Raw genomic sequence first — 21,544 nt, 5'->3', positions numbered from 1 at the left:
GTGTAACGCCTTTGTGGCAAGCAGTATGCCCGCCGCTGACGCGGCGGGCATACCGTCGGGCACTAGCCTATGTGGACCGGTTCGCTAGCTGGCGTACGAGCGCAGCCGATCGGCGCGCTCGCCGTGGCGCAGCTTGGACATCACGTCGCGCTCGATCTGGCGGACCCGCTCGCGCGAGAGGCCGAACAGCTTGCCGATCTGGTCCAGCGTCCGCGGCTGACCGTCGTCCAGGCCGAAGCGCAGCCGGATCACCTGGTGCTCGCGCTCGTCGAGCGTCGCCAGGACGCTGCGGATGTCGGTGTGCAGCAACTCGGCGATCACCGCGTTCTCGGCCGACATCGCCTCGGCGTCCTCGATGAAGTCGCCCAGTGGGGCTTCTTCCTCGGAGCCGACCGGCATGTCGAGGCTCACCGGGTCGCGGCTGTGCTCGAGCAGGTCGTTGATCTTCTCGATCGGGATGCCGGACTCGGCGGCGAGCTCCTCGTCGGTGGCCTCGCGGCCCAGGTTCTGGTGCATCTCCCGCTTGATCCGCGCCAGCTTGTTGACCTGCTCGACCAGGTGGACGGGCAGCCGGATGGTGCGGCTCTGGTCCGCCATGCCGCGGGTGATGGCCTGCCGAATCCACCAGGTGGCGTACGTGGAGAACTTGAATCCCTTTGTGTAGTCGAACTTCTCCATCGCGCGGATCAGTCCGAGGTTGCCCTCCTGGATCAGATCCAGCAGTGGCATGCCGCGACCGGTGTAGCGCTTGGCCAGCGAAACCACGAGGCGCAGGTTGGCCTCCAACAGGTGACGCCGCGCGGCCTCGCCGTCGCGCACGACGGCCTCCAACTCGCGTTTGCGGTTGTCGCCCAAGCGCTTACGGGTTTCGAGAAGGTGCTCGGCGTAGAGCCCGGCCTCGATTCGCTTGGCCAGTTCGACTTCACCTGCCGCGTTGAGCAACGCCGTCTTGCCGATACCGTTGAGGTACACGCGCACGAGGTCCGCAGCCGGGCTCTGGGCATCCAGATCGCTGTCAAACCTACTTGTGGTGGCCCTGGTGGTGGGTTCGGCCATGGCGCCCCTCCGATCGACTTTGTGCTGTCATGTCGATTAACGACATATACGGCCTCAGAGTTCCCACCCCTCTCGGATCTCACACGCCGTGACGTGCACAAATGTGCCGCCGACCTGAGAAAGTGCTGAGAAGTACGCCCCGGGGGCGCCGGCGCGGGCCGCTAGCCGCGATCGTCCGGGCGCACCGGCCCCGGTTGCGGCTCCCGGGGGAGCGGAGGCTCGAGCGCCGGGCGTTCGGCGGTCGGGAAAAGCTGGGTGCGGCGCGGCATGTCGTCGAACCGCCGGGGCTCGTCGGATCGGCGTGGCGGCCGGTCGTTGGCGATCAGCACGGCCATCCACGGCAGCGGTATCGACGCCGCCACGATCGCGAGCGAGATCAGGCCGTTGTGCCAGGCGCCGTAGGCCAGGGCGGCCCCGATGAGCGCGGGAATCCGGAACGCCATGAGTGTCAGGTATTTACGCACGCGGGCGCGGTGCTGTTCCTCGTATGACGGTGCGGCGGCGGTGATCAGCACCGGCCGGCTCTTGTCGTCGAAGTCGCCGAAACCGTCGAACCGGTCTGCCGAATTGTCACCGAACCCATCGTCGGTGCCGCGCCTCATCACTCCACTCTCCCACACGCGACGGATTCCGGCTCATCCCGGTTTCTCGCAGGTCGGGGGGTGCACAATGTTAGGCATGGACACCCAGACGATCGAACGCACCGATGCCGAAGAACGCGTCGATGACGGGACCGGCAGCGACACCCCCAAGTACTTCCACTACGTCAAGAAGGACAAGATCGCCGAGAGCGCGGTGATGGGCACCCACGTGGTCGCGCTGTGCGGGGAGGTCTTTCCCGTGACGCGGGCGGCCAAGCCGGGGTCGCCGGTGTGTCCGGATTGCAAGCAGATTTTCGACCGCCTCAAGAAGGCCTGATCTCCGCCTGCCGCTCGGCCGCGGCGACGCTGGGCTGCGGCGGGCCGGGCTCGGGCTCGGATTGCGCCCCCGCACCGGAGGCCTCGGCGGCCTCGGAGGCCTGGGAGACGCGTCCGGTCCGCACGCGTGACACCACCCACTTGCGCAGCCGGTGCGCATGCGTCTTGGGCGCCGGGAATTCCTCCTGGATGGCGGCGTTGAGTTCGGCGCCGAGCATGATCGCGAATCCGCCGAAGAATGCGAAGAGCAGAAACGCGATCGGCGTCGACAGCGCGCCGTAGGTGTAGCCGGTGCTGGTGATCCAGCGCAGGTAGAACCGCAGGACCAGGGTGGCGACCACGAACACCGTCGTCGCCAGGATCGCGCCGAAGATCAGCCGATGCGACGGCAGCGGCTGCGGCAGCGAAACCCGGTAGAGGAACATGACGCCCACCAGCAGCCCGAGCAGCAGCGCCGGGTAGTAGCCGTAGCCCAGCACATTGGCCAGTCCGGCCGGGATGCGCTCACCCACCTCGCGCGGGCCGACGACCACCAAGGGCGCGGCCGTCACGGTGGTCACCAGCATCACCACGTACAGGAACAGCGCGAAGAGCCGCTGCCGCACCGGGTGGCGCAGCGGCGTCTGGTCGTGGGCCTCGACGACCGAGTCGACGAACGCCGAGATGGCCGACGACCCGGCCCACAGCGAGATCAGGAAGCCCAGCGAAACCACCTCGCCGCGAGCGTGGTTGGCGACGTCGCGGATGGTCGGCTCGATGATCTCGTTGACCACGCTGGGGGAGAACACCTTGTGGGCGGTCGAGATCAGCTGCCGTTCGATCGCCGGCAGCATCTCCGGCCCGAACAACGGCGCGACGTAGGCCAGGCTGCCCAAGAGCCCCAGCAGCAGCGGGGGCAGGGACAGCGCGGACCAGAAACCGGCCTGCGCCGACTCCGAGAAAATCGAATCGTCCCAGCTTTTCGACAGCGTCCTAAGGCTGATTCGCCAGACGTGATGGCGGGATGGCTTCGCGACCTGATCGCTCATACCGTCCCAGCATTACCGATGACCGGCCTCCCAGCCCACATTGACCGACGGGGCGAGTTCGGTCCCGCTAGTTCCCGCTGGCCTCCAGCACGGCGGCCACCTCGATCAGCTTGGCTTCGTGCTCGTTGGCGTGGTGCTGGCAGAAGAGAAGCTCGGCTCCTGAAGGCAGCTTGGCACGGACACGAGCCGCGGCACCGCAACGGTCGCAGCGGTCCGCTCTGGTGAGCTCGGGTGTGGTCAGAGTTGCATACATGGCTTCTCCGTTCTTGCGTTCATTCACTGTCTCAGACGTATGGGGTTTTCGCCGTGTTCCCTAACCGTTATCGGGTGTGTCGTTTCTCACGAGTTTTCTGATACCCATTTGGCGCGTGTCTAAAGTGGCAAGCTGTGCCTCCCGGTGCTGCGGTTCCCGACACGCCCGGGGTACTCGTGCACCTGTGCGGTGCCGACGAATGGATCCGGTGCCGTGCCCTGGGGTCGATCGATCCGGCCCCCGGCTCGCCGTTTCTTCACCTGTCGACGCCCGAGCAGGTGCACCTGCCGGCAAACCGGCTCTACCGCGGCCGCACCGACCTGGTCCTGCTGCACATCGACCCGAAGCGGCTCGATGCACCCGTGCGCTGGGAGCCGGGAGTGCCGACGGATCCCGACTCCATGCTGTTCCCGCACCTGTACGGCACCCTGCCGGTGAGCGCCGTGTTCGACGTCACCGACTACCGGCCGGCGACCGACGGGACCTTCCCGCCGGCGCGTCAGGGGGCTGGCGGGGATTCGACGTAGGCGTCGGCTTCGATCTCCACGAGCAGCTCGGGTGCGATGAGCGCCGACACCTCGACCATCGTCGCCGCGGGCCGGATGTCCCCGAAGACCTCGGCGTGCGCCGCGCCCACCTCGCGCCAGCGCGAGATGTCGGTCACGAAGATGCGGGTGCGGACCACGTCGGAGAGCGTCGCGCCGGCCTGCTGCAGCGCAATCTCGATGCGGCGCAAGGCATCCCGCGTCTGGGCGGTGATGTCACCGGCCGGGCCGGCGCCCGTGGTCCCGGCGATCGAGACCAGGGGGCCGACGCGGACAGCTCTCGAATAGCCGACCGCCGCCTCGAAGTCCGAGCCTGACGAGACGAGCTGGCGCTTGGCGGGCATGCGGCCACCCTACGACGGCGAGGCCGTCAGCACGGCGAATTGCGATGCGTGGCAAGCGCGTTTGCGCAAAGCTTGCGCCTCAAGGCCTCGGCTCGGCTCCCCGCGAGACGATTTCCTCGGCGATTTCCGCGACGCGGATGTTGGAGTTCTGCGAAAGCCGGACAAGCAGTTCGAATGCGCGGACAGCGTCGACATGGAACCGTTCCATGATCATGCCCTTGGCTTGGCCGATGATGTCCCTGCTTGCCAACGCGGACCGAAATTGCAGCCGTTCGTCATCCGCAATGAGTGCGATCGCCGCGTGGGTGGCAAGCATGGCGCCGACAGCCTCGGCTTCGGCGGTGAACATGTCGGGCTCAAGCGCGAACATGTTCAGCGCCCCCGCGCGAGTGTCGTGGGTGTACAGCTGAAACGACATGAGGCTGTGGACACCGGCGCTGACTGCCGCCCCGCCGAAGTTGGGCCACCGCTTGTCTTCGCGGAGGTCGTTGGACAGCACCGGCGAGTTTCCGGCGGCGGCGTCCAGGCAGGGTCCCTCGCGGAACACTCGTTGGAGGTCGTGAATATGAAGGGCAAGCCGTGATGTTGGCGCCACAGACAGAAAATGGTCGGCGCCGGAGATCATTGCGATGTCCGCGCAGTCCACGCCCTCGATGAGGTGCACACATCGTGACGTCACGCTTCGTAAACTGACATCGATTTCGGTGGGCCGGGCGAAGTGGGTGGTCAGTTCCGTCATCGTCTCCCGGAGGAGTCCGGCGTACTCGCGGTCGTCCATGTGGCTGCGGCCCGATCAGGTATCACAGAGTGAAATGAAGCGGGCCGAAGGAAAGAAGAAGCCGGTTGTGAACCCGATGCGACCAGGCGAACCGCGTGCGTTTTGTGGCGCCCCTAGGACGCTACTCGCGTTGAGACCGCCGCGACACCCGGGAGCGCACATTCCGGGGAACCGGAGCGCAAAACCGGATCGACGAAGCGGTCCTCAGTCCAGGTAGTCGCGCACTAGGGGCCGATTTGCAATGTGCTTGACATGCTGAAATGCAGATCATCGGGTTAGCTAGGATGCTCGAATATCTTTGACTGACGCAATGCCGGAAAGGTTGACGTCAGACATGGCGAATCTATCAGTGATCCGCGAGGATTCACCCGACCCAGCGTCCATCCCAGCCGACGACGGCTGGTCCGGCACGATCGTCACCGTGGTGGCCGGCAAAGTGTTCGGCGAGATCATTCGGGACATCTGCGACGGCGGCACGGTGACCCATGAGGCGCGCATCCAGATCCTTGATCACGACACCGGGGTCCGCTTCGCGGACGTGCAGGTCTGGGAGGCCCAGGTGCTGCGTGACGTCGCGGCGGTGGCCGCGTTCCTGGCCGACGAGCTGGGCTTAGCCTGCGCCTTTCAACGGGAGGCCCCTCAGGCTATTCGATAGCCGGGGCTTTTCGCTGCCCGGAGCAGCCGCTCAACCCGGTCGGCCGCGGTGACTGGGTTCTCGTGCTCCCAGATCCGCACCACGGTCCAGCCGGCATCGCGCAGGATCGCATCCACCTCATCATCGCGCCGCACGTTGCGCTCGACTTTCGCAACCCAATACTCGATGTTGCTACCCGGTTGACGGTAGTGGTCTGGGGCAGCGATGCCAAAAAGCATCCATCGACGAACACGGCCACCTTCGCTCGGGTGAAAACCACATCGGCCGTCCGGCGAACACCGTGGATTGGACGGGCCGCAACTCGGTACCGCAGGCCTCGCTTGTGAAGGACCGATCGCAACAGCAGCTCGGGCCGAGTATCTCTGCTCCGGTTTGCCTGCATCACCTTCCGGACGGCGGCACTCGCTCCGGCTGTCACCACTGCTAACGCAGCACCGGAAGAACGTGCTCCACCACCCGGCGCGCTAGCAGCGGCGGCACGGAGTTGCCGAGCTGGGACTGGACGCTCATGCGTGATCCGACCAGCTCGAACTCGTCGGGGAAGGTGAAGAGCCGCTTGATCTCGGCGACGCGGAGCCGCCGGTTCTCCCAATGAAACGGGCCGACGTTCGGTCCGGGCTGCGCCTGGATGGTGGGTGACGGCTTGTCTGGGTCGAGCTTCAGCAGGAATGACCAGTATCGACTGCGCCACTTGAAGATTGGCTCCGGATGGCCAAGCTCCGTAGTGTAGTGCAAGTAGTTTCCCCCAGGCGGTATGTCGGGCAGAAGGCCGCCGAACTGGCCGCCGACTTTCTCGCCCACCTCGGGGTCTGTGACCAGCCCGTCTAGCGCTTCGCCCGCTGTGACGTGGGCGCGTTCATCGTTTCCGGTAGAGCGGCGCTCCCACGCGCCGCCGTGGGTGGCATCGGGATGCTTGGGCTGCCGTCTACCCTTCGGCGCGCCGATGATGAAGAGGCGGGGTCGGAGCTGCGGCACTCCGTAGTCGGCCGCATTGAGAACCTTTGGAAAGCAGTGGTATCCGGCCTCATCGATCTCGCGCAAGAGGCGCTCAAGGGCCGGTCGGCTCGCCTTATTGTTGAACGTCAGCGCATAGACGTTCTCCAAGACGAAGGCCTTGGGTCGCGCCTCGCGCAGCACTCGCGTGTACGCCTGCAGGAGTGATGCGCCGGGGTCAAGACCCGCCCGTTTGTACTCGAGCCAGAAGCCGCTCTTCGAGAATGGTGTACAAGGAGGGCCGCCAATGAGGAGGTCCGGCCGCTGGCCCTTCCGCAGGCCGGCGGCGCGCAAAATCTCCGCCGTTGTCGTGTCGAGGATGTCCCTCTGGATGACCGGCGAGGCCAGCTCGGTGAAGTTCTTCTCCATCGTGAGGGCTGAGTCGCGGTCCCACTCGACAGCAGCACGAACGTCCGCGCCAGCGGCCTCCGCTCCCAAGTCCAGTCCTCCAGCACCGGAGAACAGAGAGATCGCCACCGCTTTCTTGCCGCCCGCCATGAGCGTCAGCATTACACGCGGGGTATGACGGCGGCGCTAGGCACGCTGGAACCGGCCTATCCCTTCAGCAGCTTGTCGAGCTGCTGCTGGACGACCTTCCCGATCCGGAAGTTGTACTTCCGCCAGAACGCGTAGAAAGCCTCAGGCGAGCTGAACTCGCCACGCCCCTCCCGCAGCGCGTCGATGTGCTGGACTGCGCCAATGTACTCGCGGGTCGTGGATGAGCGTTGCTTGCTGGCGATCCTCCATGGCTCATGGACCAGAAGCTCCAGTTCCTCAATCCGGGCGAGGCTGATGTAGTTGAGCGTGTAAATGCCGATGAGGTCCAAGTGCGAAGTGTAGTCGTTGAAGGGCCGAAAAGTGCCGGGCCAGTGGAGCTGTGGGTACCTGAAGTAGGTGTTGCCGGTATAGAGCGTGATCCGGCTTTGGGTTAGATTCGTCGGCTTTCCCGTCTTGGTGATCTTGCGCTTGGCGACCTTGACGTCCACGGCATGGAAGCCCCCGCCGAAGCGGGGGCCCGACAGCTCGAGGTCAGGGTAGCCGCGCTCGGTGCCGCGCAAGACGCTTACACCGTCGGCTGCGTCGGCCCGTTCCGACAGGAAGTCAACCAGGCTGACCTCGAGGACGTTGGCGAGCGCTGCGGGCTCCTGCGGCAGCGGCAGGATGTGGCCACCGTCGGCGAGTGTTTGCGCCAGCTCAGTTGCATCGCTGGCGGTTATCGGCCACGAAAGGTGCCCGTTGAGCCGGAAGACACCAGCGAGGTCGAACTCGTACTCGGCACACTGCTCGCGCAGCCATTCTTGGGCCGCTGCGCCTCCATCGTCCACGATCCGGAGCTTTCCAGATCAGTCCGATGACAGCACCTATGCGCGACTACTCCGCGTGTCGGCCGGTTCAATGCACATCTTCCACTTCTGCCCCACCAGTTACGAATAAAGTCGAGTTTCTCTCAGCGTGTCGCGTCGTGCCATGGGCAGACGCGCTGCATGATGACGTGTTCGGAACATTTTGCGGTGACACGCGCGCGTACACCGGGAGATGTCGGTCCCCAGGGGTAGGCTTTGCGCTAACAGAAGCAAGGCCCCGGGCCCAAATCCGGGAAGGGCTTTGGACCTGAGGCTTGCAACCTACTGGCGTGTAGACCGCCAAGCTACCAGGTGAACCGGTACCGGTCGACTGCGACCCGGCACTTGTTGCCAAAGCTTCTTATCACCTTGCTGCTGTTGTGAACTGCGCCGTCGCGGGCGGTGGTTCATGACTGACGGCGAGGAAGGAGGTAAGAGGCTCATGACCGCTCATACTGGTCAAACCTGTCCGGTGAGCGGCGTCTGGAAGTCCTTGGACTACCCCAGCACGACCGCTCCCATCGCCAAGGGCAACCGCATGCCGCCCCATAACGGGGTCGCGGTGACCTGGCAGCTCATTCAGTACGCCTAACCGTGCTGGCCGGGAGGCGGCACCACCGCGAGGTGGTGCCGCCTTCTCGTTTTCGGCAGGCCTTGAAGGCTACGTGGTGACACCGACATCCCGCGGGCACGAAAATCAACTTCGTGGCCGAAATGCGCCAAACTCCGTTGGGCACCCAGCCGCCCGAAGCCGTAGCAAAATTTGTGCAACGCATGGCCACTCATGAACATGCGTGGATCTCCGAACAGCCCTTCGGGTCGGAAGTTGGGATTCTGCACACAGTCCGCCGCGCTAAGTCCGGCCGTGCGCCCTGATCAGCGGAAAGGGGCCGCCCCCCTGGGTGTGCTGCGTGTTCGTGCTCACCAGGCCTGAGCCTGGCTGCATATCTATGCGTGACTCCAGCAAACATCAGAGCACATCCGCTGGGTGGGTACGGGCTGGTCGGACACCCGATCGTCGCCGCGGTTGGCGTGCGCGACCGCGTTTGGCTTCGGCCTGTGTCTTGATCTTGTGGCACGGAGTGCACAGCCACATCGCGTTATCCAGTTCGTCACATCCGCCCTCGGCGACCGGGACGATGTGGTCGAGCTCGAGCGGGACGTCTGCGCCGTCCATGCGGCATCGGGCGCACTCGTAAGGCAGTGCGGTCCTGGCGATACGGCGCAGCCGCTTCCACGCGGGTGTGCTGGTGCGGCTGGCGCCGCTGCATTGCCAGGCCATCGGTGATGCCTCTCATGTGTGTGGGGTGCCGCCGTTGGGTTGCCGGGAAAGGTGAACTAACCAGCAACCCAACGGCGACGGTGGTCAGGCAGCAGTCACCAATGTGCGAGGTTGGTGACGCGCCAGGACCGTCTTAACTGCCGCTGATGTCGCCCACGGTGAACTGACCGATCCGCTCGGGGCGGACGGGAGTCCAGCCGATGCGCCAGGTGGCCTTGACCACGGTGGCGTCGGACCGGAACGCGGCGTGTTCCGACTGTGAAACCCGGACCGGGCCAACGGCACTGGCGATCGCGCTCCTGTCGACCACCAGGCCGGTGTTCTCGGGCAGGAACCGGCTGCGCTTGACCGGCAGGCTCAGCAGCATCGGCGTCGCGTCGGCGGTGCCGGCGCCCAGCAGCGACTCGTTGTAGGTCTCGGCGACCTTGAACTTGCGGAATGCGGCCCACGACAGCGGGTCCAGGATGATCGCCGACGGGTTGGCGCCCTTGACCTCGAGCTCGGCCAGCAGGTCCACCAGGGCGTCGAGGCTGTCGTGCACGGGCGCGGCCGCGTGCGTGATGCCCGAGGCGTTCAGCAGGCCGGTGGGGTTCGACGCGCTACCGAGGTAGTCATAGTCGGCCTTGCGCACTAGGTCTCGCGCGAACGAGGTCGCGACCTGGGTCGCGGTCGGCGCTTTCCGGAACTGCTCGTTAGAGATGGTCGCCAGCCGGGTCAGCTTCTTGGTGTGTACCAGGACCTCGTCGAGGCCGGGCTCCTCGTCGGCCAGGTCTGCGCCCTCGGCCTTGTAAACGGCGCCGGTGCCGTCCTGGCCGGCGTCGGTCACGAACGCCACGTGCAGGCTGGGCTGGTCGCCGTCGATGTCACCGGAGATGGTGCTGGTCGTCAGGATGAGCGCCTGGGGGACGACATCTTCCGGGGCGAAGACGACGTCGTCGGGCCGCCATGCGAAGTCGGCGGTGGTGGTTGTGAGAGTAGCCATTTCGACTCATTTCGTAGGTTCGCGGCAGCCATCGCGAAAAGTTTCAGGTGGAATACTTCGCAGCTGCCCCGTACGGGGTCGAAAGCCGTGACGCGCCATACGGCGCTGATGGAGCGGGTGGGAGCGGCAACTTAACCCACCCGCTCGATCAGTATATCCGGTATCCGTGACGGGTCACTCGTCGCGAGGAGAAAACGCTTTCGTCCATCCGTTGCGCTTGGGTTGCGGATGCCCTGATGCGCCAGAGCGCATACCCATCTGACGCTGGACGATCGGCCGGGTGATTCCGAGTTGATCGCGCGCGGTTCGCACTGCGGCATCGAGTTTCGACGGATCCGGCGTGCCGTCCTCGGCCAGGAGGTCCTTGAGCTCGGCGACGGCGAAGACCGCCGCGGGCTTCAGACCGGCCGCGGTGATGACCTGCTCGACCTGTCGGCGCTGCAGGCGTTCGACGGTGGCCGACAGTGCATCCCGTTGCGCTTCGGCCTCCTGGGCTCGCTTGCGGTAGCGGGCTTCTCGGCGGCCGGGCCTGTCGTCGTCGGCCTCAGTCTCGTCGTGGGTGTCGGTTTCGGTCTCCGGTGTGGTTTCGGCTAGGCCTTCGGATTCCGGTGCGCCAGCGTCGATCTGGGCGTCGTTTTCGGTGGTGTCGGTGTCAGTCATTGGTGGTTTCCATTCTCGTGCGGAGGGTGTCAGGGGTTATGGCTGGTGCGATCCAGTCGGTGTTGGTGAACTGATCGACGGCGACCGGCATGCCGGTCTCGCGGTCGGTGATGACCTCGGTGTGTACTACCGGCGCCGGTCCGACCGGCAACGGCGGCAGCTCTTCAGCCGGGGTTGCCCGCGGCACCGCGTCTTTCGGTGCGCGATGCCGTCGCGCGTCGGCGATGACCGCGGCCAGCTCGCTGATGTCGCGATCGGGCTCGAATTCGATACGGCGACCAGTCATGGGTGATTCCTTTCGGTTTTCCTTATGCGGGTGTGGACAGCGCCCACGTGAATTTGCGGTGTTGACTGCGTGTGCGGGTCACGCGGAGCCGCCTGGCGGCTTCACCGAGATGTCCGCGTGTCAGGCCGACCGCGGCCGCCTCGGTGATGAGATCGGCGACCAGCCGCGGGCCGTCGTGCAGGCGTTCGGTCAGGAACACCGTGGCGCGACCGGTCGCGGTGGTGGTGTCCGGCTCCGGTGGGGGTTCCGGTGCCGGCAGCAGTTGCCCGGCGACGACGCCGGACGGTCGCCGCCGCGGCGGTGTCGATGCCACCCACTCAGCGCAGGCCTGAAGTGCCGGGCAGGACCGGCATACTGCGGCTGCCGCTTCGATCGCCGCTGTGTCGGCACCGGGCTCGAGGTCGAACAGTGTGGGCTGACCCTTGCAGGCCGCGCCCGGCAGAGGTGGGATGTCGCCGACAACGGCGGTCAGTTGCGTCACACCCACCAGACGGGTCGCCGTCAGCGGTCGGGGTTGATGGTGGGTGATCATGCGACGACCCACCGTCTTTGCGGTGTTGCGGCCCGTGCGCGCAAACCAAATGCACCAGCGCGTAAGGGGTGGTGTTGCGTTGCGCTTCTATAGGCGCAACACCACCACACGCGTACTGGTGTTGCGGTGTTGCGGTCAGTGTTGCGCAACACTTCGCAACACCGGAGATTCGGCCGCATCATCGGTCACCCGCGAGGACGTGAAGCTGAGATTTGTTCGGCCCCTGGTCGACCCTCACCGTGCCGTCATCGATCGCCTTGCGGATGGCCTGGCGGGCGCGGTGGAAACTGACACCGCGGTCGTTCATCCGATCGCGCAGCACGTTCTGCGTCAGGCCATCGCCAACCTCGGGGTCGGACAGGATGTTGATGAGCGCCGCCCTGGCGTCGTCGGCTCTGACCCTGGTGCGCGTCGCGCCGCCCTGCAGGGTCAGGCTGCCATCCTCGTCGAGGACCAGCAGTTGCTCTGGCACATCGACGTCGCGGCCGTTGGCCGAGAAGAATCGCCGCTCATCGCTGGCCTCGACATGCTTGACGGTCGTCTGTGATTCCTTGACGATCTTCCAGTTGACGTCGGGCCAGTCGAGTAGACGACTGTCACCGCGTGCCCGCTCTTGCTCATGACCCATGTGATGGGCGACCACGGCGCCATCGACGCCGGCATCGTTCAGCAGTTCATCCCATGCCACCAGGAACGCGCCCGCCTCGGTGTGCTCGGATAGCCCCATCGTGTCGAGCACCGGCCGTAGACAGTCCAGGACCACGAAGTCGCTGCCTCGGAGTTCGGCCAGCCAGTGACGGCGCAGCGTGGGATCGCGAAAGTCGAATGTGGACAGCCTGCCGCGCAGACTGTGCACCCTGATGCGGTCCATGTTGGCGATGCCCTGCCGACGCAGCCAGCGCCGAAGCATACGTTCGTCGAGCTCGGTGTCGAAAAGGTCGACGCGGTCGACGGGTTGAACGCCGTATCTGCCCAGGAAGTCTGCGCCATCCACGAGCGACCGCAGCAGCGCCGCCAGTAACGACGTCTTACCGGCCTTCTGTTGCGCGGCAAGTAGCGCGCGGCCGCCCATCGGCAACAGATCATCGATGCGGTAGGTCGCGTCTTCGTCGGCGACGGAGAGGAATTCGGCAAGACTGATCCCATGACGGGGCTGGACGCCGGTCTGTTGGACACGCCAGGCCTGATACAGCTCGCGCGCTTCGTTCTCTAGTCGGATCTGGGCTGCGCGATTGCGGACCGCGGCAGCCCACTGCTGCTCGGTCGTGTCGGCATCCGTCGAACCCGCTGGCGCCGTGCGCGTCTCGGTGATCGGCTGCCCATTCTCATCGGTCAGCGTGGGCGCCGCCGGTGGGGTTATCCGCGCGTGCTGCATGGGTCGGTCCGCCAATGGTTCCGGCCCGTGCGCTACGGCACTGTCACGTGCTCGGTCGAGCGCGCGCGGCAGGTTGGCGCCGGGCTTGGTCGCGTACCCGTTGCCGGTGAACGTCTGCGTCAGACGATCTGTCACCTGCTGAAGATCGATGCGCGCCCATATAGCGTTCCGGTACAGCCAATATCCGCCATTGTGCGCGGCGGTGTAGCGCCCCTCGGTCAGACCTGCCCAGCCGCGGCATGCGGCGTCGATGGCGCCCCAGACACGACGCTGATTGAGGTCCGTTGGTTGTGGTGCCGTCGGCGTCTGCGGTCGCGGTGGTGACGGATTGGCCTTGGCGCGGAGCGCCTCCATTATGTCGGCCATCAGAGACCGGCCTTGATGTCATCGGCCATGGCTTGCGCTGCGCGCCCGGCGATCTCGTAGAACTGCGGCTCGCGCGCCGCGCGCTCGGCGATCCTTTGAAGGTTCGCGCACCACCGCGCATCGGCGGTGTAGCGGTCGTCGCGACGAGATATAGTAGATTCGGATTCTGGTGGTTCGGAATCCCCTTGTGTGGGTTGGGCCCGGTCGTTTCGGCGGCCGGGTCTTTCCTCTTTTGTGTGGGTCGACATTGTGTTCCTCTGATTCCAGTTCGCAGCCGGGACCGGAGGTGTGAATTTGTCTAGGCGGCACCAGCTTTGCGTGCCTGCCGCACCTTGGCGGACTTGTAGGCCATGCGCTGGAAGTGGGCCTTGCGCGCGTTCTCGGCACGCTTGGCACGCTCCTCGGGCGTCAGCCGCCCCTCGGGGTCGACCAGGCGCTCGAAGCGATCCATGTTGGCCTTGGTGGCGTTGGCCGTGCGAGCCCTTCGGTCCTCGGTGTGAGCCCAGGAGGCGTGGGCGGCGATCGATGCCCGCAGCGACCGCTGGGCGGGCGTGAGTGTTTTGGACGCGGCCATGCCATGAAACCCTTCGGATTCTGGATGGCCGCTTCACGCCATCGGTGGCGCCGCGCGCGCCTCGATACCTCGACCCGAATGAATTCAGGCGTCAACAGTGCGGAAACTCAAAGCTTGATCTGTCTAGGTCAGACTAGTACGTAGGTTCGACCGGTCGATTCGACGCGGGAGTTTGTGTTTTCAAAGATCACCAAGGCCCAGGGTGCGGGCCTCGTCGGCGGCCCGTTCGGCGGCCGTCGATCTCGTATAGCGGTCGATCATGTCCCGGGTCGACCATCCGGCGACCGCCATCAGCCCGCCCTCGGAGCCACCCGCGGCCAGCCATCGCGACGCCGCGGTGTGCCGCAGCAGGTGCGGATGGAAATTCGTCAGCCGCGCCAGTTCGGCCCGGCCCTTCAGCGCCCGGTGCAGGCCGTGGTAGTTCAGCCCCTTGCCGCGGTCGCCGAGCCACAGTGCGTCGGTGTCGGCCAGGCGGTGGGTGCGCCGCATGCGGAGGTAGCGGTCGATCGCCAGACCGGTCTGGTCGCCGAACGGGGCGATGCGGCCCTTGCCGCCCTTGCCGCGATGGACGGTGACCAACCCGCGCTGGAGGTCGACGTCGGAGACGGACAGGCCGCAGACCTCGCCGGCCCGCATCCCGGTCTCGGCCATCAGCCGCACGATGGCCTCGTCGCGGCGGTCGCGGAAGTCCTTGCCGACGCACGCCTTGAACAGGCGGCGCAGCTCGTCGTCGGTCAGCGACGGGGTGACCTTGGTGTCCAGCTTGGGGGCCTTCAGCCCCAGCAGGGGATCGGCGTCGAACTCGCCCTCCTCGGTCAGCCACGCCGAGAACCGCCGCACCCCCAGTTGGCGCGCCCGCGCGGTGGACGGCTCGGCGCCGTTGTCGAGCAGGTCGGCGACGAACCCCTTGACCAGATCGCGCTCGAGGGCCGGGCGGTGCCCGTTGGCGTCACACCAACGCAGGAACCCGCGGACCCCGTCGCCGTACCCCTTGATGGTCTCCCGGGACTTGCGCTCGGCGCGCATGGCCAGCTCCCATGACGGCAGCAGGGCGGCCAGATCGAGCGGTGGCCGCGGTCGGGCGCGGCGCGAGGTGCTATCGGTGGGCATACCAATATCTTAACTGACAGCGACGTCCTAGCTTGATATAACTGGATTGACTAGTAAAACCGCTGGTCAGAACAGTTAGAGGATGGATGCCTCAGTCTAAGTAGTCGCGCAGGACCTGCGAGCGGCTCGGGTGGCGCAGCTTCGACATCGTCTTCGATTCGATCTGGCGGATGCGCTCGCGCGTGACGCCGTAGACCTGACCGATCTCGTCGAGGGTGCGGGGCTGGCCGTCGGTGAGGCCGAAGCGCAGCCGGACCACGCCGGCCTCGCGCTCGGACAGCGTCTCCAGCACCGACTGCAGCTGATCCTGCAGCAGGGTGAAGGACACCGCGTCGACGGCCACCACGGCCTCGCTGTCCTCGATGAAGTCGCCGAGCTGGCTGTCGCCCTCGTCGCCGATCGTCTGGTCCAGCGAGATCGGCTCCCGGGCGTACTGCTGGATCTCCAGCACCTTCTCGGGCGTGATGTCCATCTCCTTGGCCAGCTCCTCGGGCGTGGGCTCGCGGCCCAGGTCCTGCAGCAGCTCGCGCTGGATGCGGCCCAGCTTGTTGATGACCTCGACCATGTGCACCGGGATGCGGATCGTGCGGGCCTGGTCGGCCATGGCGCGGGTGATGGCCTGGCGGATCCACCACGTCGCGTAGGTGGAGAACTTGTAACCCTTGGTGTAGTCGAACTTCTCGACCGCCCGGATGAGGCCGAGGTTGCCCTCCTGGATGAGGTCCAGGAACGCCATCCCGCGCCCGGTGTAGCGCTTGGCCAGCGAGACGACCAGCCGCAGATTGGCTTCCAGCAGGTGGTTTTTCGCGCGGTCGCCGTCGCGGCAGATCCACATCATGTCGCGGCGCTGCGCGGCGGGGAGCTTCTCGCCCTTCTCCGCGTAGTCGGACATCAGCTGCGTGGCGTACAGGCCCGCTTCGATGCGCTTGGCGAGCTCGACCTCTTCCTCCGCGTTGAGGAGTGCGACCTTGCCGATCTGCTTGAGGTACGCGCGGACCGAGTCGGCCGACGCGGTGAGCTCGGCGTCCTTGCGGGCCTGGCGCAACGCCTCGGATTCGTCTTCGTCCCAGACGAAGTCACCGGAGGCCTTGTCCTTCTCACTGGGCTCGGCGATTTCCTCGTCGTCCTCGGCCGGCGCCGCCCCGGCCGGCGCGACCGCGGGGACCACCTCGTCCTCCGCTTCCACGGGGTCGAGGTCGACCTCGGCGACGTCGGCCTCCACGTCCGGGTCCAGGTCGTCGAGGCTGAGGTCGGCGGCGTCGATCTCGAGGTCTTCGACAGCCTCGACCTCGAGGTCGGGCTCGACGTCGAGGTCGTCGGCCGCGCCGTCGCCCTCGAGGACGGCGAGTTCCTCGGGCTCGGAGCGTTGGCGGCCCTGGCAGGCTGGGCGGCCGGTCGCTTGGACGACGGAGACTTCGTGGCGGTGCGTGTCACCGGCTCGTCGGTCGCCGGGTTTGCCTTGGTCGCTGCCACTTACACCCCTTCGTTTGGACTCACTTCCGGTGGGTATGGGCGCGAAGAACCGAAAGTGTCTGCTATGTCGATGTCGGCGTTTGGTATGAGCGTGAATACTCGCACGCTATCGGTCTGGGCTGCTCGCCGAGGACCGGCGAGCACCATTGTAACGATCGCGGGCGCTCACACCGGCTTACCGGCCAGAATCAGTGCGTCACATCGACCGTGGCGGCCATGGCCGCGCCCACGATGCCCGCGCTGTTCTGCAGGGCGGCGGCCACCACCGGGGTCCGGTTCTTCAGCAGCGGCACCCACTTATCGGCCTTGCGGCTGATGCCGCCCCCGGCGATGAACAGGTCCGGCCAGATCGCGTTCTCGATGGCCACCAGCACCCGCGTCACCTCGCCGGCCCACTTCTCGTAGCTCCAGCCCTTGCGCTCCTTGACCGACGACGCGGCCCGCTGCTCGGCCTCCTTGCCGCCGACCTCGAGGTGGCCGAACTCCGTGTTGGGTATCAACGTCCCGTTGTGAATCACCGCCGAGCCGATCCCGGTGCCGAACGTCAGCAGCACCACCAGACCGGACTGGTTCTTGCCCGCCCCGTAGCGCTCCTCGGCGAGCCCGGCCGCGTCGGCGTCGTTGAGCACGGTGACCGGCTGGCCGTTCAGCTCGGCGCTGATCACCTCGCGCGCGTTGGTCCCGATCCAGGACGCGTCGACGTTGGCCGCCGTGTGGACCCAACCGTGGGTGACCACGCCGGGGTAGGTCACTCCGAGCGGCCCGGTCCACCCGAAGTGCTCGACCACCGCGGCGATGGTCTTGGCGACCGCGGACGGCGTCGCCGGTTGCGGGGTGAGCAGCTTGAACCGCTCGCCGATCAGCAACCCGGTGGCCAGGTCGACGATCCCGCCCTTGATGCCGCTGCCGCCGACGTCGATGCCGAAGGCCCGACGCTGCGGTCCACCGTCGGCCGTGCCCGGGCTGGTCGTATCAGTGGTCGAGTCGGTGCTGGTCATCGAACCCCCTCGGCGGGACGCGGGATGTCCGCTCACTTTATCCCGATGGTGCGGGCGATCGGGCATGTCGGCGGAGCCCCGCCGCCTGTGATGCGATGGACCGGTGACGCGACCCGAAGACTCTCCGCAGCGGCTGCGCTCGGTGGCCGAGACGCTGGCCGCCGAGGCGGCCGATTTCGTGCGCCGGCGCCGCGCCGAGGTGTTCTCCGGCGCCGCCGACGACGGTGACGCGGTGCGGTCGAAGAGCACACCCACCGACCCCGTGACCGTGGTCGACACCGAGACCGAACGGCTGTTGCGGCGCCGGCTGGCGGAATTGCGGCCCGGTGACCCGATTCTCGGGGAGGAGGGCGGCGGGCCCACCGACCCCGCCGCCACGCCCGACGGCGCGGTCACCTGGGTGCTCGACCCTATCGACGGCACGGTCAACTTCGTCTACGGCATCCCGGTCTACGGGGTGTCGGTCGGCGCCCAGGTCAACGGCCTCTCGGTCGCCGGTGCCGTCGCCGACGTCGTCGCGCGGCGGGTGTACTCCGCGGCGACCGGCCTTGGCGCGCAGGTGATTCACCGGCGGGGGACGGACCCGCTGCGGTGCACCGACGTTGACGATCTGTCGATGTCGTTGGTGGGCACCGGGTTTGGTTACGCCCCGGGGCGGCGAAAGGCTCAGGCGGCGCTGCTGGCCCGGATGCTGCCGGTGGTCCGCGACGTGCGTCGCATCGGTTCGGCGGCGCTGGACCTGTGCATGGTCGCGGCCGGCCGGCTGGATGCCTTCTACGAGCACGGCCTGCAGCCGTGGGATCGCGCGGCGGGCGCGCTGATCGCGGCCGAGGCGGGGGCGCGGGTGGTGTTGCCGGGCCCGGAGGTGAACGGGGCCGGCCTGACGGTCGCGGCCGCCCCGGGGGTCGCCGACGCGCTGCTGGCGGCGCTGGAGCGATTCGACGGCCTCGCCCCGATCACGGACTGACGCTCAGCAGCTGCTGGAGTGAATCCTGGCCAGCAGTGCGGGATCTGACGGTTCGGTGGCGCCCGGGCGCAGCGTGGCGAGCACCGCGTCGATGTCGTCGTTGTGCGCCAGCCCGGTGAACTCGGTGCCGACCGCGAAGTCGACGGTGTCGTCCGCGCGGTTGTCGTTGAACAGTTCGGTGCAGGGCGCCACCAGCCACACCGCGGCAGCGCTCGCCTGCCCGGCGGTGCCGAAGCGGATCTGGCCCTGGCAGTTCAGCCGGGTGCCGGCGTAGACGGGGTCGTTGGCCGCGGTCGGCTGGGCGAAGCCCAGATCCTTCATCGCACCCGCCACGTCGGCGGCCTGCCCGCCGCGGCCGCTGGCATTGAGGACCCGGACCTTGGCGTCGGCGAGCTTCGCCGGTGTGACGTCGGCCATCGCGCTGCGCGACACCTGCTCGCCGAGCTGCGGGGCAGCCGATCCGGCCGGCTGCGGCGGCGGGTTGCACACCACGGCCTCGTGCACCCTGGCCGGCCGGGTCAGCGCGACCGTCCACACCACCCCCGTCAGCACCACCAGGATGGTCAAAACGATGATGGCGGGCCGGGGATTGCGCCTCCGGAAGGGGCGGCCGTGCTTGTCGAAAGCGGTACCCTCGGTGATTTGTGCGACCACAGCTGCACTCTAGCGGGGCGCCAAAACCACTGTTCAAAGCCGAACACAAGGCCCCCACCGCTACTGTGATGCAAATCACACCATACCGGGCGGCGATACGGGCACGAATCATTTGGTGGATGCGTTCGACGCTGGTACAAAGCGAGGCTTGGGATAGAGGGGATTAGGGCAGGGGAATAGGTATGCCTACGGACTATGACGCGCCGCGGCGAACCGAGACCGACGACGTCTCGGAGGACTCGCTGGAGGAGCTCAAGGCGCGGCGCAACGAAGCGGCCTCGGCCGTCGTCGATGTCGACGAATCCGAAACCGCTGAATCTTTCGAGCTGCCGGGGGCGGATCTTTCGGGGGAAGAGCTTTCCGTTCGGGTGATCCCGAAGCAGGCCGACGAGTTCACCTGCTCGAGTTGCTTCCTGGTGCAACACCGCAGCCGTCTCGCGAGCGAGAAGAACGGCGTGATGATCTGCACCGACTGCGCGGCTTGACGGGCTTCGGGGTCAGCTGCGCAATGCCGACAGCACCCGCTCCGGGTGACGGCAGCTCACCAGCCAGTAGGGCGTCGGGTCGTCCGGGTCGCCCAGGACTATCAGGACCATCGGGCCGACCCACGCCCGGTGCAGGACATAGGCCGCCGGGTCCAGCTGGCGGCCCAGCGCCGCGAACTTCGCGGAGGGTGCCACCTCCGCGGAGCGGGTGATCACCGTCACGGGCAGGTGCGCCTGCCCGGCCCACAGTTGCACGACGTCGGTCCCCGACCTCTCGGTGCCGGCTGTGACCTTGATCTCGACCCGGCCCAGCCACAGCAGGGCGCCGGCCGCGACGGCGAACAGCGTCGCGTACGGCACCCACTGGGGCAGCGCGCGCACACCGAGGTTGACCTCGAACGCGATCAGGGCCGCGAGGGCGAAGCCCAGCGGCCACCACCACCACGGCACCCATAATCGTTCGCGATATCGCACGCTGTGCGGCGCGACGCGCGTGGAAGACACGCGGTCAAGGGTAGTCTGTGGCCCCGTGTCGACCAGTCTGGCCATCGTTCGCCTGGATCCCGAACTGCCACTGCCCAGCAGGGCCCACGACGGCGATGCCGGCATCGATCTCTACAGCGCCGAAGACCTCCGGCTGGAGCCGGGGCACCGCGCGCTCGTAGGGACCGGCGTCGCGGTCGCCATTCCCTACGGGATGGTCGGCCTGGTTCACCCGCGCTCGGGATTGGCTGCGCGCGTGGGCCTTTCGATCGTCAATAGCCCGGGAACGATCGACGCCGGCTACCGCGGCGAGATCAAGGTGGCGCTGATCAACACCGATCCGGCCGAGCCGATCGTGATCCATCGCGGCGACCGCATCGCACAGTTGCTGGTGCAGCGGGTCGAGTTGGTGGACTTGGTCGAGGTCTCGTCGTTCGACGAGGCCGGACTGGCAGATACCTCCCGTGGCGACGGCGGCCACGGTTCCTCCGGCGGACATGCGAGTTTGTGATGCCATTCGGTAAGCGCTCAGGCAAAGACGACGACCCCGACGAGGTCGTGACGCAGGCGGCCGACGAGCCCGAGGAGTTGGACGGCCCGTTCGACATCGACGACTTCGACGACCCGGCCCTGGCGGAGCTGGCCCGGCTCGACTTGGGCTCGGTGTTGATTCCGATGCCCGAGACCGGCCAGCTTCAGGTCGAGCTGACCGAGACCGGGGTGCCGAGCGCGATATGGGTCGTCACCCCCAACGGGCGCTTCACCATCGCCGCGTACGCGGCGCCGAAGACCGGCGGGTTGTGGCGCGAGGTGGCCGCCGAGCTGGCCGAATCGTTGCGCAAGGACTCGGCCAAGGTCAGCATCAAGGACGGCCCGTGGGGCCGCGAGGTCGTGGGCGTCGCCTCGGGGGTGGTGCGTTTCATCGGGGTCGACGGCTACCGCTGGATGATCCGCTGCGTGATCAACGGCCCGCACGAGACCATCGACGCGCTGGACGCCGAGGCGCGAGCGGCATTGGCGGACACCGTGGTTCGCCGCGGCGACACCCCGCTGCCGGTGCGCACGCCGCTGACGGTGCAGCTGCCCGAACCGATGGCCGAACAGCTGCGGCAGGCCGCGGCCGCCCAGCAACAGGCCCAGCAGGAGGCGCAGCAGCAGGCCGCCGGCGAGCCCGCGGAGCGCCGCAGCGCCGACGGGTCGGCGATGCAGCAGCTGCGCAGCACCACCTCGGGCGGCTAGATCAGACCTCGCCCGCCTCGGCCAGGGCGGCCAGGCAGGCCGCGCCCAGCGCGGCGGGGTCGGCCCCCATCTCGTCCAGCGTCACGGTGCGCAGCGCCGCGCGCGGCGCTGCGCCGACCCACTCGACGGCCACCTGCGCCGGGTGCACCGGGTCGTCGACCGCGGC

The 21,544-nt window shown here is 67.1% G+C and carries 28 protein-coding genes and 3 pseudogenes; 8 read left to right on the top strand and 23 right to left on the bottom strand.

From position 1 onward, the window contains the following. Positions 1–84: 84 nt before the first annotated feature. Positions 85–1,056, bottom strand: a complete 972-nt coding sequence (gene sigB, locus BN971_RS18520) for a sigma-70 family RNA polymerase sigma factor SigB (RefSeq protein ID WP_085181274.1) — start codon at positions 1,054–1,056, stop codon at positions 85–87. A gap of 161 nt (positions 1,057–1,217) precedes the next feature. After that, entirely contained in the window at positions 1,218–1,676 is a 459-nt protein-coding gene (locus tag BN971_RS18515) for a DUF3099 domain-containing protein (protein ID WP_372511838.1), read from the bottom strand. A 58-nt stretch (positions 1,677–1,734) separates the two neighbouring features. On the opposite strand from BN971_RS18515, the gene BN971_RS18510 reads away from it, so the two are divergent. Further along, positions 1,735–1,974, top strand: a complete 240-nt coding sequence (locus tag BN971_RS18510; RefSeq protein WP_085181272.1) for a DUF3039 domain-containing protein — start codon at positions 1,735–1,737, stop codon at positions 1,972–1,974. Here the strand turns inward: BN971_RS18510 and BN971_RS18505 are convergent. Continuing rightward, positions 1,961–3,001, bottom strand: coding sequence for a YihY/virulence factor BrkB family protein (locus BN971_RS18505; protein WP_085181271.1), 1,041 nt, complete (start codon positions 2,999–3,001; stop codon positions 1,961–1,963). The two genes, BN971_RS18510 and BN971_RS18505, sit on opposite strands and share 14 nt — an antisense overlap. Before the next feature lie 67 nt (positions 3,002–3,068). Further along, positions 3,069–3,254, bottom strand: coding sequence for a DUF7455 domain-containing protein (locus BN971_RS18500; RefSeq protein ID WP_085181270.1), 186 nt, complete (start codon positions 3,252–3,254; stop codon positions 3,069–3,071). Positions 3,255–3,388: 134 nt separating this feature from the next. Here BN971_RS18500 and BN971_RS18495 point away from each other — a divergent pair, with 134 nt between their 5' ends. Beyond that, a complete protein-coding gene (locus BN971_RS18495) occupies positions 3,389–3,781 on the top strand; it encodes a DUF952 domain-containing protein (protein WP_085181269.1) in 393 nt (130 codons plus the stop codon). Here BN971_RS18495 and BN971_RS18490 read toward each other — a convergent pair. Both BN971_RS18490 and BN971_RS18485 read right to left on the bottom strand, forming a co-directional pair. Beyond that, on the bottom strand, positions 3,754–4,143 hold the full coding sequence (locus BN971_RS18490; protein WP_085181268.1) for a RidA family protein: 390 nt from the start codon (positions 4,141–4,143) through the stop codon (positions 3,754–3,756). The two genes, BN971_RS18495 and BN971_RS18490, sit on opposite strands and share 28 nt — an antisense overlap. Before the next feature lie 79 nt (positions 4,144–4,222). Beyond that, positions 4,223–4,882 carry a GAF and ANTAR domain-containing protein gene (locus BN971_RS18485; protein ID WP_245836775.1) on the bottom strand — a complete coding sequence of 220 codons (660 nt, stop codon included), beginning with the start codon at positions 4,880–4,882 and terminating at the stop codon, positions 4,223–4,225. Between the two features lie 373 nt (positions 4,883–5,255). Between BN971_RS18485 and BN971_RS18480 the strand changes: the two genes are divergently transcribed. Beyond that, a complete protein-coding gene (locus tag BN971_RS18480; RefSeq protein ID WP_139027143.1) occupies positions 5,256–5,576 on the top strand; it encodes a hypothetical protein in 321 nt (106 codons plus the stop codon). On the opposite strand, the pseudogene BN971_RS18475 reads toward BN971_RS18480, so the two are convergent. The 3 genes and pseudogenes from BN971_RS18475 to BN971_RS18465 all read right to left on the bottom strand — a co-directional run bounded on the left by BN971_RS18475 (position 5,561) and on the right by BN971_RS18465 (position 7,894). Beyond that, positions 5,561–5,958, bottom strand: a pseudogene (locus BN971_RS18475) (very short patch repair endonuclease). The gene BN971_RS18480 and the pseudogene BN971_RS18475 sit on opposite strands and share 16 nt — an antisense overlap. Positions 5,959–5,999: 41 nt before the next feature. Further along, positions 6,000–7,079, bottom strand: a complete 1,080-nt coding sequence (locus BN971_RS18470; RefSeq protein WP_211279812.1) for a DNA cytosine methyltransferase — start codon at positions 7,077–7,079, stop codon at positions 6,000–6,002. A gap of 44 nt (positions 7,080–7,123) precedes the next feature. Further along, positions 7,124–7,894 (bottom strand): type II restriction endonuclease, encoded by a 771-nt coding sequence (locus BN971_RS18465; protein ID WP_085181265.1) that lies wholly within the window; start codon positions 7,892–7,894, stop codon positions 7,124–7,126. Between the two features lie 460 nt (positions 7,895–8,354). Here BN971_RS18465 and BN971_RS25155 point away from each other — a divergent pair, with 460 nt between their 5' ends. Further along, positions 8,355–8,504 (top strand): hypothetical protein, encoded by a 150-nt coding sequence (locus BN971_RS25155; protein ID WP_169718600.1) that lies wholly within the window; start codon positions 8,355–8,357, stop codon positions 8,502–8,504. Positions 8,505–8,882: 378 nt separating this feature from the next. Here the strand turns inward: BN971_RS25155 and BN971_RS26740 are convergent, their stop codons facing one another. From BN971_RS26740 to ppgK, 11 genes and pseudogenes are all read right to left on the bottom strand, one after another. Next, positions 8,883–9,194, bottom strand: coding sequence for an HNH endonuclease (locus BN971_RS26740; RefSeq protein WP_085181263.1), 312 nt, complete (start codon positions 9,192–9,194; stop codon positions 8,883–8,885). A 133-nt stretch (positions 9,195–9,327) separates the two neighbouring features. Beyond that, positions 9,328–10,176 carry a phage major capsid protein gene (locus BN971_RS18450; protein ID WP_085181262.1) on the bottom strand — a complete coding sequence of 283 codons (849 nt, stop codon included), beginning with the start codon at positions 10,174–10,176 and terminating at the stop codon, positions 9,328–9,330. Between the two features lie 174 nt (positions 10,177–10,350). Further along, positions 10,351–10,836: a hypothetical protein gene (locus tag BN971_RS18445; RefSeq protein WP_085181261.1), complete on the bottom strand. Its 486-nt coding sequence runs from the start codon at positions 10,834–10,836 to the stop codon at positions 10,351–10,353. After that, on the bottom strand, positions 10,829–11,122 hold the full coding sequence (locus BN971_RS18440) for a hypothetical protein (RefSeq protein ID WP_085181260.1): 294 nt from the start codon (positions 11,120–11,122) through the stop codon (positions 10,829–10,831). Before BN971_RS18440 ends, BN971_RS18445 begins: the two co-directional genes overlap by 8 nt. Positions 11,123–11,144: 22 nt before the next feature. Next, on the bottom strand, positions 11,145–11,654 hold the full coding sequence (locus BN971_RS26325) for a WhiB family transcriptional regulator (RefSeq protein ID WP_139027142.1): 510 nt from the start codon (positions 11,652–11,654) through the stop codon (positions 11,145–11,147). Between the two features lie 178 nt (positions 11,655–11,832). Next, the gene (locus tag BN971_RS18430) at positions 11,833–13,395 is read right to left on the bottom strand and encodes an AAA family ATPase (protein ID WP_085181259.1); all 1,563 of its coding nucleotides are present in this window, start codon (positions 13,393–13,395) and stop codon (positions 11,833–11,835) included. Then, the gene (locus tag BN971_RS24770; RefSeq protein ID WP_139027141.1) at positions 13,395–13,643 is read right to left on the bottom strand and encodes a hypothetical protein; all 249 of its coding nucleotides are present in this window, start codon (positions 13,641–13,643) and stop codon (positions 13,395–13,397) included. Before BN971_RS24770 ends, BN971_RS18430 begins: the two co-directional genes overlap by 1 nt. Before the next feature lie 50 nt (positions 13,644–13,693). Beyond that, the gene (locus BN971_RS18425; RefSeq protein WP_245836773.1) at positions 13,694–13,969 is read right to left on the bottom strand and encodes a hypothetical protein; all 276 of its coding nucleotides are present in this window, start codon (positions 13,967–13,969) and stop codon (positions 13,694–13,696) included. A gap of 180 nt (positions 13,970–14,149) precedes the next feature. Next, on the bottom strand, positions 14,150–15,079 hold the full coding sequence (locus BN971_RS18420) for a tyrosine-type recombinase/integrase (RefSeq protein ID WP_245836771.1): 930 nt from the start codon (positions 15,077–15,079) through the stop codon (positions 14,150–14,152). Between the two features lie 91 nt (positions 15,080–15,170). After that, positions 15,171–16,552: pseudogene (locus BN971_RS18415) on the bottom strand (RNA polymerase sigma factor). Positions 16,553–16,740: 188 nt separating this feature from the next. Then, entirely contained in the window at positions 16,741–17,550 is an 810-nt protein-coding gene (gene ppgK / locus BN971_RS18410; RefSeq protein WP_085181257.1) for a polyphosphate--glucose phosphotransferase, read from the bottom strand. Positions 17,551–17,653: 103 nt separating this feature from the next. Between ppgK and BN971_RS18405 the strand changes: the two genes are divergently transcribed. Continuing rightward, positions 17,654–18,517, top strand: coding sequence for an inositol monophosphatase family protein (locus BN971_RS18405; RefSeq protein WP_085181256.1), 864 nt, complete (start codon positions 17,654–17,656; stop codon positions 18,515–18,517). A gap of 3 nt (positions 18,518–18,520) precedes the next feature. On the opposite strand, the gene cei is transcribed toward BN971_RS18405, so the two are convergent. Further along, positions 18,521–19,171: an envelope integrity protein Cei gene (gene cei / locus BN971_RS18400; protein WP_085181255.1), complete on the bottom strand. Its 651-nt coding sequence runs from the start codon at positions 19,169–19,171 to the stop codon at positions 18,521–18,523. Between the two features lie 182 nt (positions 19,172–19,353). Here cei and BN971_RS18395 point away from each other — a divergent pair, with 182 nt between their 5' ends. Beyond that, positions 19,354–19,656 carry a DUF4193 domain-containing protein gene (locus tag BN971_RS18395; protein ID WP_067115263.1) on the top strand — a complete coding sequence of 101 codons (303 nt, stop codon included), beginning with the start codon at positions 19,354–19,356 and terminating at the stop codon, positions 19,654–19,656. A gap of 12 nt (positions 19,657–19,668) precedes the next feature. Here the strand turns inward: BN971_RS18395 and BN971_RS18390 are convergent, their stop codons facing one another. Continuing rightward, positions 19,669–20,160 (bottom strand): DUF3093 domain-containing protein, encoded by a 492-nt coding sequence (locus BN971_RS18390; protein ID WP_085181254.1) that lies wholly within the window; start codon positions 20,158–20,160, stop codon positions 19,669–19,671. Between the two features lie 25 nt (positions 20,161–20,185). Here BN971_RS18390 and dut point away from each other — a divergent pair, with 25 nt between their 5' ends. Together dut and BN971_RS18380 are read left to right on the top strand one after the other, a co-directional pair. Further along, complete coding sequence (gene dut / locus BN971_RS18385) at positions 20,186–20,650, top strand: dUTP diphosphatase (RefSeq protein ID WP_085181253.1); 465 nt, start codon at positions 20,186–20,188, stop codon at positions 20,648–20,650. Beyond that, positions 20,650–21,378: a DUF3710 domain-containing protein gene (locus tag BN971_RS18380; protein WP_085181252.1), complete on the top strand. Its 729-nt coding sequence runs from the start codon at positions 20,650–20,652 to the stop codon at positions 21,376–21,378. The genes dut and BN971_RS18380 overlap by 1 nt, the downstream gene beginning before the upstream one ends. Before the next feature lies 1 nt (position 21,379). Here BN971_RS18380 and BN971_RS18375 read toward each other — a convergent pair. Then, positions 21,380–21,544: pseudogene (locus BN971_RS18375) on the bottom strand (alpha/beta hydrolase); the annotation flags it as partial.

Origin of the sequence: Mycobacterium bohemicum DSM 44277 (genome assembly GCF_001053185.1) — a bacterium.
GTDB lineage: Bacteria > Actinomycetota > Actinomycetes > Mycobacteriales > Mycobacteriaceae > Mycobacterium > Mycobacterium bohemicum.
This window is presented reverse-complemented; position numbering and strand designations above follow the sequence as displayed.

Coding starts and splice junctions, on each gene's coding strand:
- sigB (WP_085181274.1), bottom strand. CDS start 1,056: ATGGCCGAACCCACCACCAGGGCCACCACAAGTAGGTTTGACAGCGAT.
- BN971_RS18510 (WP_085181272.1), top strand. CDS start 1,735: ATGGACACCCAGACGATCGAACGCACCGATGCCGAAGAACGCGTCGAT.
- BN971_RS18505 (WP_085181271.1), bottom strand. CDS start 3,001: ATGAGCGATCAGGTCGCGAAGCCATCCCGCCATCACGTCTGGCGAATC.
- BN971_RS18500 (WP_085181270.1), bottom strand. CDS start 3,254: ATGTATGCAACTCTGACCACACCCGAGCTCACCAGAGCGGACCGCTGC.
- BN971_RS18490 (WP_085181268.1), bottom strand. CDS start 4,143: ATGCCCGCCAAGCGCCAGCTCGTCTCGTCAGGCTCGGACTTCGAGGCG.
- BN971_RS18485 (WP_245836775.1), bottom strand. CDS start 4,882: ATGACGGAACTGACCACCCACTTCGCCCGGCCCACCGAAATCGATGTC.
- BN971_RS18480 (WP_139027143.1), top strand. CDS start 5,256: ATGGCGAATCTATCAGTGATCCGCGAGGATTCACCCGACCCAGCGTCC.
- BN971_RS18470 (WP_211279812.1), bottom strand. CDS start 7,079: ATGCTGACGCTCATGGCGGGCGGCAAGAAAGCGGTGGCGATCTCTCTG.
- BN971_RS25155 (WP_169718600.1), top strand. CDS start 8,355: ATGACCGCTCATACTGGTCAAACCTGTCCGGTGAGCGGCGTCTGGAAG.
- BN971_RS26740 (WP_085181263.1), bottom strand. CDS start 9,194: ATGGCCTGGCAATGCAGCGGCGCCAGCCGCACCAGCACACCCGCGTGG.
- BN971_RS18450 (WP_085181262.1), bottom strand. CDS start 10,176: ATGGCTACTCTCACAACCACCACCGCCGACTTCGCATGGCGGCCCGAC.
- BN971_RS18445 (WP_085181261.1), bottom strand. CDS start 10,836: ATGACTGACACCGACACCACCGAAAACGACGCCCAGATCGACGCTGGC.
- BN971_RS18440 (WP_085181260.1), bottom strand. CDS start 11,122: ATGACTGGTCGCCGTATCGAATTCGAGCCCGATCGCGACATCAGCGAG.
- BN971_RS26325 (WP_139027142.1), bottom strand. CDS start 11,654: ATGATCACCCACCATCAACCCCGACCGCTGACGGCGACCCGTCTGGTG.
- BN971_RS18430 (WP_085181259.1), bottom strand. CDS start 13,395: ATGGCCGACATAATGGAGGCGCTCCGCGCCAAGGCCAATCCGTCACCA.
- BN971_RS24770 (WP_139027141.1), bottom strand. CDS start 13,643: ATGTCGACCCACACAAAAGAGGAAAGACCCGGCCGCCGAAACGACCGG.
- BN971_RS18425 (WP_245836773.1), bottom strand. CDS start 13,969: ATGGCCGCGTCCAAAACACTCACGCCCGCCCAGCGGTCGCTGCGGGCA.
- BN971_RS18420 (WP_245836771.1), bottom strand. CDS start 15,079: ATGCCCACCGATAGCACCTCGCGCCGCGCCCGACCGCGGCCACCGCTC.
- ppgK (WP_085181257.1), bottom strand. CDS start 17,550: ATGACCAGCACCGACTCGACCACTGATACGACCAGCCCGGGCACGGCC.
- BN971_RS18395 (WP_067115263.1), top strand. CDS start 19,354: ATGCCTACGGACTATGACGCGCCGCGGCGAACCGAGACCGACGACGTC.
- BN971_RS18380 (WP_085181252.1), top strand. CDS start 20,650: ATGCCATTCGGTAAGCGCTCAGGCAAAGACGACGACCCCGACGAGGTC.